This window comes from Psychrobacter sp. 1176_08, assembly GCF_052850615.1.
On sequence record NZ_VXCU01000002.1, the window covers coordinates 378,560 to 391,372 of the forward strand.

At 42.0% G+C, this 12,813-nt stretch carries 12 protein-coding genes; 11 read left to right on the forward strand and 1 reads right to left on the reverse strand.

Translation table 11 applies throughout. The features are described from left to right. Positions 1 to 49: 49 nt before the first annotated feature. From FW759_RS04250 to FW759_RS04265, 4 genes are all read left to right on the forward strand, one after another. On the forward strand, positions 50 to 220 hold the full coding sequence (locus FW759_RS04250; protein WP_446442293.1) for a hypothetical protein: 171 nt from the start codon (positions 50 to 52) through the stop codon (positions 218 to 220). 95 nt (positions 221 to 315) lie between these two features. Next, on the forward strand, positions 316 to 567 hold the full coding sequence (locus FW759_RS04255) for a hypothetical protein (protein ID WP_353670256.1): 252 nt from the start codon (positions 316 to 318) through the stop codon (positions 565 to 567). Between the two features lie 102 nt (positions 568 to 669). Further along, entirely contained in the window at positions 670 to 1,050 is a 381-nt protein-coding gene (locus FW759_RS04260; protein ID WP_446442294.1) for a hypothetical protein, read from the forward strand. Positions 1,051 to 1,110: 60 nt separating this feature from the next. Next, a complete protein-coding gene (locus FW759_RS04265) occupies positions 1,111 to 1,317 on the forward strand; it encodes a hypothetical protein (RefSeq protein WP_446442295.1) in 207 nt (68 codons plus the stop codon). 138 nt (positions 1,318 to 1,455) lie between these two features. Here FW759_RS04265 and miaE read toward each other — a convergent pair whose 3' ends face one another. After that, a complete protein-coding gene (gene miaE, locus FW759_RS04270) occupies positions 1,456 to 2,151 on the reverse strand; it encodes a tRNA isopentenyl-2-thiomethyl-A-37 hydroxylase MiaE (RefSeq protein WP_446442312.1) in 696 nt (231 codons plus the stop codon). A gap of 567 nt (positions 2,152 to 2,718) precedes the next feature. Between miaE and FW759_RS04275 the strand changes: the two genes are divergently transcribed. The 7 genes from FW759_RS04275 (at position 2,719) to FW759_RS04305 (ending at position 12,660) form a co-directional block, all read left to right on the forward strand. Beyond that, the gene (locus FW759_RS04275; RefSeq protein ID WP_446442296.1) at positions 2,719 to 4,917 is read left to right on the forward strand and encodes a malate synthase G; all 2,199 of its coding nucleotides are present in this window, start codon (positions 2,719 to 2,721) and stop codon (positions 4,915 to 4,917) included. A 543-nt stretch (positions 4,918 to 5,460) separates the two neighbouring features. After that, a complete protein-coding gene (locus tag FW759_RS04280; protein WP_062845218.1) occupies positions 5,461 to 6,552 on the forward strand; it encodes a porin in 1,092 nt (363 codons plus the stop codon). 193 nt (positions 6,553 to 6,745) lie between these two features. Further along, entirely contained in the window at positions 6,746 to 8,380 is a 1,635-nt protein-coding gene (locus FW759_RS04285; protein WP_446442297.1) for a CTP synthase, read from the forward strand. Positions 8,381 to 8,614: 234 nt separating this feature from the next. Next, positions 8,615 to 9,490, forward strand: coding sequence for a 3-deoxy-8-phosphooctulonate synthase (kdsA, locus tag FW759_RS04290; RefSeq protein WP_446442298.1), 876 nt, complete (start codon positions 8,615 to 8,617; stop codon positions 9,488 to 9,490). Between the two features lie 19 nt (positions 9,491 to 9,509). Continuing rightward, positions 9,510 to 9,764, forward strand: coding sequence for a cation transporter (locus FW759_RS04295; protein WP_446442299.1), 255 nt, complete (start codon positions 9,510 to 9,512; stop codon positions 9,762 to 9,764). A gap of 98 nt (positions 9,765 to 9,862) precedes the next feature. Beyond that, a complete protein-coding gene (locus FW759_RS04300; RefSeq protein ID WP_062845214.1) occupies positions 9,863 to 10,087 on the forward strand; it encodes a heavy-metal-associated domain-containing protein in 225 nt (74 codons plus the stop codon). Positions 10,088 to 10,302: 215 nt separating this feature from the next. After that, positions 10,303 to 12,660: a heavy metal translocating P-type ATPase gene (locus tag FW759_RS04305; protein ID WP_446442300.1), complete on the forward strand. Its 2,358-nt coding sequence runs from the start codon at positions 10,303 to 10,305 to the stop codon at positions 12,658 to 12,660. The last annotated feature ends 153 nt before the right edge of the window (positions 12,661 to 12,813 follow it).

The following is a 12,813-nucleotide window of genomic DNA, read 5'->3' on the forward strand; positions in this document are numbered from 1 at the left end:
ATGATATATAAAATCATAAACTTAGAAATAATAACAATAGGGACAGATTATGAGTAATACTAATAATGATAGCTCAGATATTGATAAAGCAGCGGCGCAAGCACACAGTCAGAAAATTGCAGATAACCTTGAAGAAACCAAAGAAGTAAATAAGCCTGAATCGTTAAGCGAAGAAGAGCAAACACCATTTATTGAAGATGACTTGCGTACAGACAAGTAGCTTTACTGGTTTTTTCTTAAGTAATTTTCTTTTAAATGTAATGTGAGATTTAACCATTTAATGAAATTTTGCGCTATAAAACTGAGGAGCGAATGATGTCAATCAATAATCATCCAAACGATGAAGAAGCTGTACCAGTTAGAGATCCAGCTGCGTCGCACATCGATAATTCTAAAGACAGTTATGAAGGTCGAAAATATCAGCCAAATATTGACGGACCTGAGCAAGACTCACAAGAGACAGATGAGATATATGTAGATCCTCGTAAAGAAGAAGACTTACCCGCAGGTGGCAAAAATGTTGCCGATTTAAACGCTTATGATTTAAGTCAAAAAGGTAATGAATAACAAAAGCATATGATGAGCCATGCATGTGATAAGTCATAAAAGTGCGCGAGTATTTCAAACGTATGAACAACCAGATCTAATAATAATGACAAGGATATAATAATGGAAACCAAAGACCCTGCGCTAACCAAATCTCGAATTGCAGAAACTGAGGCGCATCAAACAGTTGATGAAAGCCATATTGGGAATACTCATCCTAGTAATCATAATGAGATTGATGAAAATCTCACTGAGAATAAAGGCACAGATACCTTTACAGAAGATGTGGTTGATTCAGAACATGTGAATGATAATGATAACCCAGCTCGCCAACCTGACCGCCGCGATCAAGATGGTAATGGTTTTGATGATAATATCAACGAAACGACAGTGGGTAGTGAAGCCCCTGATAGCTACAATGTTAATGACATGAATCGTTATGCCAATATCGATAATGCTCAGACACGCGTACTTAATCCTGATCAAAAGAATAGCAACAGATAACGAAGAATAGGATTTCGGTAAGAAGCCATATCAACATGGAATACACACTAAGGAATAAAGATGAGCTTACCCGATGATGATAAACAAGAAAAGAATACTAGCCATCAGTTAAAAGATGCGGATGCCAATAATGGTATTGTTCCTGATGATGCATTGCAAAAAGTAAACCCAGCAGCGGCTGAGAGAGCTACTGAAGATCATGACCCGCATCATATTGCCAAAGACCATAAGCAGTATGACAGCTCGTTGATGGAAAGTGATAAGTAACCGCGCACTATCTAGCAGTCTCTCTATTTTGTAGTATAACCAATTCATTATGTACTGATATATAAAAGGTGTAGTCACCATTTCGAATACGTCGTTCGAGATAGTGACTATACCTTTTTTAGTTACATTAATAATAAACTAGCTAAGTGTGAGCTCGGCAGGTGCGCCACTATGAAAGCGTAACTCAGTATCGGGGCTTGATATCAGTTCCGCCTCTACTTCTTTAAAGAAGGCCACACGCTCATCGATACTATCTTCTGACAGCGATTGCGCCAATGCCAGATAATCCTCAAAATGACGACTCTCTGATTTTAATAAGTAGCGATAGTATTTTGCCAAACGCTCATCATTGATCACTTCCGCTAACGCTGCAAACCGTTCGCACGAACGCGCTTCGATAAATGCGCCAATAATAAGGACATCTATCATGGCTGCTGGCTCGTAAGTACGCTTATGTTTTAGCATTCCTTTGGCATAACGCCCAGCGCTGAGATATTCCCATTCTTGTCCTCGATCATTCATGATACCGAGCACTTGCTCATAATGTAGCATCTCTTCTCTGATCAATTGCGCCAACTTACATTGCAAATCATAAGAAAACTCATAGCGGAACATCATATTCATTGCGGTACCAGCTGCCTTTTTTTCACAGTTGGCATGATCTTGTATGATCAAAGGCAAATTTGCAATCGCTGCATTGACCCAAGACTGCGTGGTTCTAGTGCCCAAAAAGTCATAAACAAAAGACAAATTTACTTTGATGGGCGTGCGCAGTTTTGCGATATCGACACTATCTTCTGCTAGATCATTGCTGGTATCAACTGCGTTATTCATACCATTGTTAATGATGTTAACAGGGTCAGGCCTTACATTTTTGCTTTCTTTATTCATAGTATTGGTCATAGTTGAATGTATTTATGTCGTAATCGAGTGCAAATATTGAGCAAAGTATATTTCAGTAGGAATTGCACTATCAATGATGATTCGCTTTACAGCTATGTATTAATTTTCGACCGAAGAGTACGGGTAAAACTCTTTAGGACAGATGATGCATAGAGTATCATTAATATACAACCCCAATATTTACTTGGTGAATGGTGTTTTCTTGTTTATTTCTTTATTTGATAGTAGGATGAGATTTTGCTCTATTGTACTTAATTTTATTAATGACGTACTTTAATTGCTAGTCATATAGACTGATTAGTAGTCATGCAATAAGGAATGGTACATATTATAGCAATTGCCACTGCGATATAAATAGCAGACAGCAGGATGAGATCTGCTTATATTTATGTGAGTCAGAGCAATAGGTGCCATCTAAAGTAGAAACCACCGTCAAATATTTAATAGGGTAGTAGCAATTCGTATTAATACACTTCATGAATAGATAAGGATAACAACATGAGTCAGTCTTCTAACGCCAATCGTATTCAAAAAGGCATTCTTGCCATCGACCAGCAGCTATATGACTTTATTGAAAACGAAGTACTGCCAAAAGTCGGTGTTGATTCAGAGAGTTATTGGTCAGGTTTTGAAAAAGTTATCAAAGAGTTTACGCCACGTAATAAGGCTTTGTTAGAAACCCGCGACAAAATCCAAGCACAAATTGATCAGTGGCATGTACAACACCCTGCCAAGGATGGTCAAATCGATTATCCTGCCTATAAAACGTTTTTACAAGATATTGGTTACTTACTGCCAGAAGGCGATGATTTTGCGGTTAGTACAGAAAACGTCGATGACGAAATTGCACATATCGCAGGACCTCAGCTGGTCGTACCAGTACGTAATGCTCGCTATGCTCTAAATGCCACCAATGCACGCTGGGGCAGCTTATATGATGCCTTATATGGTACAGACGTTATCAGTGACGACAATGGTCAGGAAGCGAAGGGTAGCTACAATCCAACTCGCGGTGCTGCTGTTGTTGCTTACGCCAAACAGTTTTTAGATGACAATTTTACTTTAGCATCAGGCTCATACGTTGATGTAACAGGCTTCAAAGTGGCTGATGGTCAACTTGAAGTGGTTCAAGGCGATAGTCGTACGTCATTAAAAGATTCTGCGCAGTTTGTTGGTTTTGTTGATGAAGCAGAAAATCCAACAGGTATTTTGCTAAAAAATAATGGCCTGCATGTAGAGATTCAGATCGATGCCAGCCACCCAGTCGGTAAAGACGATCCGGCTAATATTAATGATGTGCTCCTTGAGTCAGCGATTACCGCGATTCAAGATTGTGAAGACTCAGTTGCTGCGGTCGATGCAGAGGAAAAAGTAGAGGTATATCGCAACTGGTTTGGTTTGATGAATGGCGACTTACAAGAAACCTTTGAAAAAGGCGGCAAGACTCGTACACGTAAGCAAAACCCAGACCGTGAATATAATACACCAGACGGCGGCAAGCTTATCTTGCCAGGTCGCTCATTGCTATTGATCCGTAACGTCGGTCATTTAATGCAAAACCCTGCTATTTTAGTCGATTTGGGTGATGGTTTAGAGGAAGTATTCGAAGGTCTGATGGATGGTTTGGTTACCCCACTATTGTCGCTCAATGATCTTAACGGTAGAAACGAGTTATCGAATTCACGTAAGGGTTCCATGTATATCGTTAAACCAAAAATGCATGGTCCAGAAGAAGTCAAAATGGCCAATGATTTTTTTAATGCCTCAGAGGATTTATTAGGCTTAAAACGTCACAGTCTTAAAATTGGAATTATGGATGAAGAGCGCCGCATGACGGTCAATCTAAAAGAGGCCATTCGCCAAGCGAAAGAGCGTGTAATCTTTATTAATACAGGCTTTTTAGACCGTACTGGTGATGAGATGCATACCAGCATGAATGCAGGTCCATTTGTGCCAAAAGGGGAGATGAAATCACAAGTTTGGCAACCAGCCTACGAGCAATGGAACGTCGACATTGGTTTAGAGACAGGTCTACAGGGGCATGCTCAGATTGGTAAAGGAATGTGGGCAAAGCCTGATGAGATGAAAGAGATGATGGAGAGCAAAATGGCGCATCCTCAATCAGGCGCTACGACGGCTTGGGTACCATCACCCACAGGGGCAACCTTGCATAGTATCCATTATCACCAAGTAAATGTTGCTGACGTACAGGATCGCTTAAAGTCGCGTGAGCGTGCAAGTTTGGATGATATCTTGACCATTCCATTGGCAAAAGACACCAATTGGACAGAAGAGCAAAAACAGCAAGAATTGGAAAACAATGCCCAAGGGATTTTGGGTTACGTTGTACGCTGGGTCAATCAAGGGGTTGGATGCTCTAAGGTGCCCGATATCGATGATGTGGGGCTAATGGAAGACCGAGCGACTCTGCGCATCTCAAGTCAGCATATTGCCAACTGGTTGCATCATGACGTGGTGAGCGAGCAGCAAGTGATGGAGACGATGAAGCGCATGGCCAAAGTCGTTGATGAGCAAAATGCAGCCGACAGCGAGTATCAACCAATGGCAGACAATTTTGATGGCTCTTATGCTTTTAAGGCCGCTTGCGATTTGATATTTAAAGGACGCGAGCAACCTAGCGGTTACACTGAGCCACTATTGCATCAAGCTCGTCTCGATTTGAAGGCAAACTGCTAAGCTTATTTTCCTTTATTGCACCTAATAATAAAATATATCGTTTTCGTTAGCGCTATTTATTCGTATATAAATAGCGTGTTATTTACGATGGTAAGGGTATATTCGTTAAGGTGGTTTCAATTTATTAGTAATAATATTAATCAATAGAATCCTTATCTAGTTGACTGGATAGGGATTTTTTTTGGCGCTTTGATTATTGAGTGATAATTTTATGATGATAAATTGATAAGTTTAAAAAGCGAAAAAATATGTTGCAAATTATGTCAAAGTTGTTATGCTTGTAATCGAAGTATGAGTTTGGTAACGGATGTTACGCAACAGACCGATAAAGACCTAAGTTTACATGGCAGTTACTTTTTTAATCCCAGTTATGTAAGTCATGGTTTTTTTCATCTTACTGTAATAGAACTTCGCCACACTTGTTTCTGACTAATCTCGGTAGCCAGTTACACATTATATCTTTGAGGATTTGTGACGATACCATTGTGAGCACCAGCTAATAATAGCTCGCTTATTACTAAAATTGTAAAGTGGAGATACCCCATGAAAAAACTACTTTTAGCTACAGCAGTTGCTGCCCTATCTGTATCTGCAGCCAATGCAGCACCTACTGTCTATGGTAAAGCATTCTTAGCGGCTGATTATGTTAATACCGATTTTGATTCAAACACAGGTTTTCCTGCTTTCAACTATGATGAAGATACAGTAGAGATTAACTCTCATGCTTCACGTATCGGTATCAAAGGCTCTGAAGCCATGACTGCTAACACTGATGTTATCTATCAGTTAGAGTATGGCACGCGCATCGATGGTGATAACAATGGTTTCACTAACCGTGATACGTATCTTGGTGTTGTAAACAAGCAGTTTGGTGAGGTCCGTGTTGGTAAAAACCAATCAAGCTTAGCTAGTATTGACAATGTTGTTGTTGGTCAAGGTTACTGGGATAACCTAGGTACTACACAAAATGAAAACGAAGCTGTTGATGCATTGAACATGGCGGATAGTAACCGTATCCCAAGTTCAGTGATTTGGACTGCGCCTAAGTATGATGGCCTACCATTACAATTTACAGCAATGTATAGCTCTGACGATGCAAACAACAATGACAATGCTGGTTTCGGTGTTGCTGCTATGTTTGATCAAGGCACAGGCTTTACTGCTGGTATTGCATATGACAAAGATCAAAACATTGAGGGTGATATCATCCGTGCTACAACTAGTGTTGATCTAGGTAAATATATCGCAGCGCCTGTAACACTTGGTGTTTTATATCAAGTAGCTGATTATGATGGTGTTGATAACTCAAGCGATAGTAAGAAAGAAAAAGGTTTAATTGTTAGTGGTCAAATGGGCTTAACTAACTTTGCTCGTCCAGCTTCTATTTATGCTCAGTACAACAACACTAGCAACCTAAACGGTTTTAATAACTCTGATTCAGACCAAATCGTTGTTGGTGGTAAATACTTCTTTAAAGACAACATCATCATGCATGCTTATGCTGGTATGAATAAAGCTGATAATGCTGCTTATACATGGACTGATAGTTCACGTGAAGAGAATGATCAATTAGTTCGCACGTCTGGCGATGCTAAAGTAGTTGTAATTGGTACTGGTCTAGAATACAAATTCTAATCTAACCATTAGAATCTGATTATAAAACTCATCCTTCGGGGTGAGTTTTTTTTGTTATGCCTGTTTCCAATAGTGAATACGTTATAATAGCGACGGGTTGAAAACGAAGAGTTTTAAAGAGTTTGTGTTTTGCTCTATATTTTATGACGTATTTTTAGTAAAATCCTTCTTTACCAATTACCGACAGAATACTATGACCAAGTTTATATTTGTGACCGGTGGGGTAGTGTCCTCACTAGGAAAAGGTATCACCGCAGCCTCTCTTGCAGCGGTCTTAGAAGCACGTGGCGTGACCGTCACAATGACCAAGATGGATCCGTATATCAACGTTGATCCAGGTACGATGAGCCCGTTTCAGCATGGCGAAGTGTTTGTCACCGAAGATGGTGCAGAGACGGATTTAGATTTGGGTTATTACGAGCGCTTTTTACGTCATTCAAAAATGAGTAAGAGCAACAACTTCACCAGTGGTCGTATCTACCAAAATGTTCTCAATAAAGAGCGTCGTGGCGAATATCTTGGTGGCACGGTACAAGTTATCCCTCACATCACCGATGAGATTAAAAATAAAATCTTAGCCAGTGGTGAAGGTTACGACATTGCTATCATCGAGATTGGTGGTACTGTCGGTGACATCGAATCGTTACCTTTTATGGAAGCAGTGCGTCAAATGCAAGTAGAGCTTGGTCGTAATAGAGCCATGCTCATGCATCTAACGCTGGTTCCTTATATTGCAAGTGCAGGCGAAACCAAAACCAAACCAACGCAGCATTCAGTAAAAGAATTGCGTTCTATTGGTTTGCAGCCAGATATCTTAATCTGCCGCTCTGATCACCATATCTCGCAAGACAACCGTCGTAAGATTGCTCTATTTACCAACGTTGAAGAGCGTGCAGTCATCATGTGTGAAGACGCACAAAGCATCTATCAAATACCGCGCACCCTTCATGAGCAAGACCTTGATGATCTAATCTGTGAGCGCTTTGGTCTTAATGTACCAGAAGCAGATTTGAGCGATTGGGATAAAGTAGTCGAAGCTCAGCTCAACCCTGAAGAGACAGTAACCGTGGCAATGGTTGGTAAGTATGTCGAGCTGCCTGATGCTTATAAATCTATCAACGAGGCGTTGTTACATGCAGGTATCACTCATAAGCTTGATGTAAAAATCGACTATATCGATGCTGAGCTTTTAGAAAGCGATGACAGTCTGTTTGCTCGTTTGAGCCACGCTGATGCAATCTTAGTGCCAGGTGGATTTGGTGAACGTGGTACCAATGGCAAAATAAAAGCCATTACTTATGCACGTGAAAACAAGGTTCCCTATCTAGGAATCTGCCTTGGTATGCAGTTGGCTGTGATCGAGTACGCTCGTAATGTGCTTAAAATTGATGCCAATTCTTCTGAGTTTGATCGCAAAACCGCAGAGCCTATTATCGGTCTTATCACTGAATGGTTAGATGAGCGCGGTGAGCTACAGATTCGCAGCGATGATTCTGATCTTGGTGGTACAATGCGTTTGGGCGCGCAGCAAGCCGAATTGGTTTCTGGTAGCAAGCTAAGCCAAATTTATGGTGCTAACAATATCACTGAGCGTCATCGTCATCGTTATGAGATGAACAACCGCTACATAGAGTCACTAGAGCAATCAGGTATGACGATTTCAGGGTATTCTGCTAAGCAGCATTTAGTAGAGTCTGTAGAGATTCCTGAGCATCCATGGTTTATCGCGGTACAGTTCCATCCAGAATTTACCAGCTCACCACGTGGTGGTCATCCACTGTTTAATAGCTTTGCAAAAGCAGCAAAAAACTTCAGCGACACTAAGTAATTGTAGAATATAAACAACCCTTAGAATTGTATCGCTCTATGTATATTAAAAAAGACTGATCTTCGGATTGGTCTTTTTTTGTGGGTGTATTTTTGTATTTGGGACAGAGGTTTTGATTTTAAATCAGCAATAATGGCGAATATTGGGTAATTACGCTTGTACACTTTTTTTAACGACGCTATCGGTTACAATATGGGATAGAAATATTGATAACAATAAAGAGGAAACTTTTTAATGGAAAATTCATTAACGGCACAATCACACATTGACCTTAACACGCCTGACAACAAGACCATCCGTATTGGTAACGATCAGCCATTTGTATTGTTTGGCGGCATGAATGTTTTGGAGTCAAAAGAGCTAGCGTTTGAGATCGCTGAGCAATACGTCGAGATATGTCAGCGTTTGGGTATCGGCTATGTTTTTAAAGCCAGCTTTGATAAAGCCAATCGCTCAAGCTTGCACTCTTATCGTGGTCCTGGACTCGCGCAAGGCATAGATTGGTTGGGTCAAATCAAAGAAAAATTTCAAGTACCCATCATCACAGATGTGCATGAACCACATCAAGCGGCACCAGTCGCTGAAGTGGCTGATATTATTCAGCTTCCAGCGTTTTTGTCACGTCAGACAGATTTGGTACATGCGATGGCTAAGACTGACGCCATTATTAATATCAAAAAAGCGCAGTTTTTAGCGCCTCACGAGATGCGTCATATTGTCAATAAATGCCTTGAAGGCGGTAACAACAAGCTCATACTTTGTGAGCGCGGTAGTGCCTTTGGTTATAACAATCTGGTCGTGGATATGCTGGGCTTTGATACGATGAAGCAGATGGATATACCGGTATTTTTTGATGTGACGCACAGCCTACAGCAGCCAGGCGCACGTAGTGACAGTGCGGGCGGTCGCCGAGAGCAAATCACAACATTGGCACGCGCAGGTATGGCCACAGGATTGGCAGGGCTATTTTTAGAGGCGCACCCAAACCCAGAAGACGCAAAATGCGATGGTCCTTGTGCGTTGAGAATGAACCAGTTAGAGCCATTTCTGCGTCAGCTTCAGCAAATTGATGACTTGGTCAAAGGTTTTGACGTTCTCGATACGCATTAATGAAGTAGGAGATGACACCATGGCAATAAAAATTGCACAGGTAAGTATTGAAAACATCGATGATGCTAAAGGCTTAGACAGCGTGATGACAGCCTTGAAGAATATCTCGGGCGTCACGGACATTGAGCTGGATACAGTGAGCCACATGGCTCATGTACGCTACGATGATACAGACACGAGCATTCATGCTTTGACTGCTGCCATTAGTATGGTGGATTATGTCACTCAGCCATTTCCCATCGATGCACCGCAAAACCCACACTATAATGATTGAGCCTTGTGTTACTATCAATACGACTGATACTGGTTTAGTAATAGTATTAATGAATACGTAAAAAAAGATTATTTACCAAGAAAAATAAGGAGCCTACTATGGCAGACCAAACGCGCATTATTAAAATCGAAGGGATGACTTGTGGTGGCTGCGTTGCAAGCGTTCACAATGCTACCGCAGATATTGATGGTTTAAATGATATGAGCATTGAGCTTGCTGACAATCAAGCCACAGTCACCTTTGATGATAGTAAGACAAGTGCAGAAGCGATAGCTGCGGCTATCGATGACGCAGGCTTTGATGCAACCGTCGCTAATTCATAAGTTTTGTCCTTTATTTAAAAACCAGCTGTCGTGGCTGGTTTTTTAGTGATTAAAAATTGGCACTGCCTGTTTATTTCTTTTAAGACGAATTGACTATAAACCGTTCAAATAAAACCGATAGTTTGAGAATGTAATAGTTGTTTGATTTAAATCTCTCCACCCATTGTTGTTTTTATGGCTTATACCTTGTGTAAACGCCATAACGAGTCCTATTTATGAATGATTCCCATACTGATAACTATCACACCTACGACGTCGATACCGATATTCAATCCAATACAACGCTCACGCCGCAGCGTGCCCATCTACAACTTGCGATTGAAGGTATGACCTGTCAGGCATGTGCCTCACGCATTGAAAAGGTGCTGAACAAGAAGCCCTCAGTACATGAGGTCAATGTGAATTTTGCAGGCGAGACGGCAAATGTGGACTATGATCCTACGCAGACGACGCCAGAGCAGATCACAGAATGGGTGAACAAAACGGGTTTTGTTGCCAATCTGCAGGCAGCTGATAGTCTTTTTTCACAAACGGATGAAGATACAGCGACGCAGTATCCATGGCGCTTAATTGGGCTATGGATTTGCTTGTTACCTTTTTTAGTTGGTATGGCTGGCATGCTGACAGGTCAGGGGATGGCATGGATGCCAGCTATTTGGCTTCAGTTTGTTTTAGCCACGATTGTACAGTTTGGTTTTGCTCTACCGTTTTATAAGAGTGCGTGGGCCTCAATTAAAGGCGGTCTTGCTAATATGGATGTGTTGGTGGTCATTGGTACAGTGACCATTTGGGCGTACTCAACTTACTTGTGGCTCACTCATGGCGACGGTAGCTTAAATAGCTTGCTGCAAACCAGTCATGCAGTTGGTCACGGCATTGACCACGGTCCTGCTGTCTATTTTGAGGCGGGCGTGATGGTTATTGCCTTTGTACGGACAGGTAAATATCTGGAAGAGCGCACCAAAAAGCACAGTTTAAACAGCATTGATTTATTATTATCATTGACACCTGATAAGGTCGAGCGCCAGCAGCCTAATGGTGAGTTTCATTCTGTTGTACTCAAAGACATTCAAATAGGCGATATTCTGCGCGTCAAGCAAGGTAGTCGCGTAGCCACTGATGGTACGGTTATCGATGGAAGCGGCTGGTGTGAAGAAAGTCATTTAACTGGTGAATCGGCGCCACTCAAAAAAGATGTGGGCGATGGTTTGCTGGCAGGGGCGTTGCTAGAAAATGGTAGCTTGCTGTATCGCGTCAGTGCCAAAGGCAGCGATACCAAATTGGGGGACATGGTACAAGCATTGAGTGAAGCCCAAGGCTCAAAAGCCAATTTGGCACGTCTTGCAGATAAAGTAACCGCCATCTTTGTTCCTGTCGTGGTTGCCATTGCTTTGGTTACTTTTGGACTGACATGGTGGTTGACAGGAATGATGGACACGGCCTTGATGCATGCCGTATCGGTCTTGGTCATTGCTTGTCCTTGTGCATTAGGGCTGGCAACACCAGCCGCGATTATGGCTGGTATGGGTGTCGCTGCGCGCCATGGTGTTTGGTTTAAAGATGCTCAAAGTTTGGAGGCCGCTGGTAATATCGATACGGTGGTACTTGATAAAACTGGCACCTTGACGATGGGTAAACCTACCATTGTCGATCAAGTGATGGTAGATAAATCATTAGCCGTCGACGATGTCTTACAAATTGCAGCCAGCGTTGAGGCTAATGCCAGTCATCCGCTAGCGACAGCACTAATCAACGCAGCTGCCAAACGTGATTTGCCATTACTACCTGTGACTGATATCAATGTTATTAAAGGGGCGGGCATTCAAGCACAGATCGATGGGCTTGGACTGGTCAAGGTGGGTACAGCAGAGTTTGCAAGTCTAACGCTACCCAAGTTTATGCCAAAAGCATGGCAAATTGCCAGTACAGTGGCAGTCAGTATTAACGATGAACCCCTTGGTGCGTTTGCGTTGGCTGATGATTTAAAAGCCGATACGCCGCAAGCCATCACTGCATTACAAGAGTCTGGCCTTCATGTGATTTTGATGAGTGGTGATAAGCAATCTGTCGTTAACCATGTCGCAGGGCAGCTAGGTATCGAACAAGCATACGGTAGAATGAGTCCACGTGACAAAGCCAGCCAAATTGCGCGATTACAAACCGCCGGTCATAAAGTGGCGATGGCAGGAGATGGGGTAAACGATGCGCCCGCGATGGCAACTGCAGATGCCAGCTTTGCTATGTTTGAAGGGACAGATGTGGCACAACATAGTGCTTCCGCTCGGTTGATGGGTGAGTCGCTCATGCATATTGATGCGGCTCAAAAAATTGCGCAAGCAACGCTGCGTAATATCAAACAGAACCTATTTTTTGCTTTCATTTATAATTGTCTGGGTATTCCGCTTGCTGCATTTGGTTTTTTGAATCCTATGATTGCAGCGGCCGCGATGGCACTTAGTTCCATCTCAGTACTAATGAATGCATTACGGTTGACACGGTTTAAAACCAAGGTGGAGCTCGACAATACTGTCTCTGCTACTCATACTAAGACAAATCATCCCAAAATAGCCTGATGACGATGCTTTTCTGAATAACGAGTTGTATTGAAAACAGATCATAACAGCAGACCTTTCGGTTTGCCTAAGATACTTATATTTAAAATTAGGGCTGCAAGTCAGTGTAAGATAAGGGAAGTTTGATAAAAAATATGCTATGATGCCAAGCAA

Excerpts from the sequence above, each read along its gene's own strand:
- FW759_RS04250 (WP_446442293.1), top strand. The coding sequence starts at position 50 with ATGAGTAATACTAATAATGATAGCTCAGATATTGATAAAGCAGCGGCG.
- FW759_RS04255 (WP_353670256.1), top strand. The coding sequence starts at position 316 with ATGTCAATCAATAATCATCCAAACGATGAAGAAGCTGTACCAGTTAGA.
- FW759_RS04260 (WP_446442294.1), top strand. The coding sequence starts at position 670 with ATGGAAACCAAAGACCCTGCGCTAACCAAATCTCGAATTGCAGAAACT.
- FW759_RS04265 (WP_446442295.1), top strand. The coding sequence starts at position 1,111 with ATGAGCTTACCCGATGATGATAAACAAGAAAAGAATACTAGCCATCAG.
- miaE (WP_446442312.1), bottom strand. The coding sequence starts at position 2,151 with ATGAATAACGCAGTTGATACCAGCAATGATCTAGCAGAAGATAGTGTC.
- FW759_RS04275 (WP_446442296.1), top strand. The coding sequence starts at position 2,719 with ATGAGTCAGTCTTCTAACGCCAATCGTATTCAAAAAGGCATTCTTGCC.
- FW759_RS04280 (WP_062845218.1), top strand. The coding sequence starts at position 5,461 with ATGAAAAAACTACTTTTAGCTACAGCAGTTGCTGCCCTATCTGTATCT.
- FW759_RS04285 (WP_446442297.1), top strand. The coding sequence starts at position 6,746 with ATGACCAAGTTTATATTTGTGACCGGTGGGGTAGTGTCCTCACTAGGA.
- kdsA (WP_446442298.1), top strand. The coding sequence starts at position 8,615 with ATGGAAAATTCATTAACGGCACAATCACACATTGACCTTAACACGCCT.
- FW759_RS04295 (WP_446442299.1), top strand. The coding sequence starts at position 9,510 with ATGGCAATAAAAATTGCACAGGTAAGTATTGAAAACATCGATGATGCT.
- FW759_RS04300 (WP_062845214.1), top strand. The coding sequence starts at position 9,863 with ATGGCAGACCAAACGCGCATTATTAAAATCGAAGGGATGACTTGTGGT.
- FW759_RS04305 (WP_446442300.1), top strand. The coding sequence starts at position 10,303 with ATGAATGATTCCCATACTGATAACTATCACACCTACGACGTCGATACC.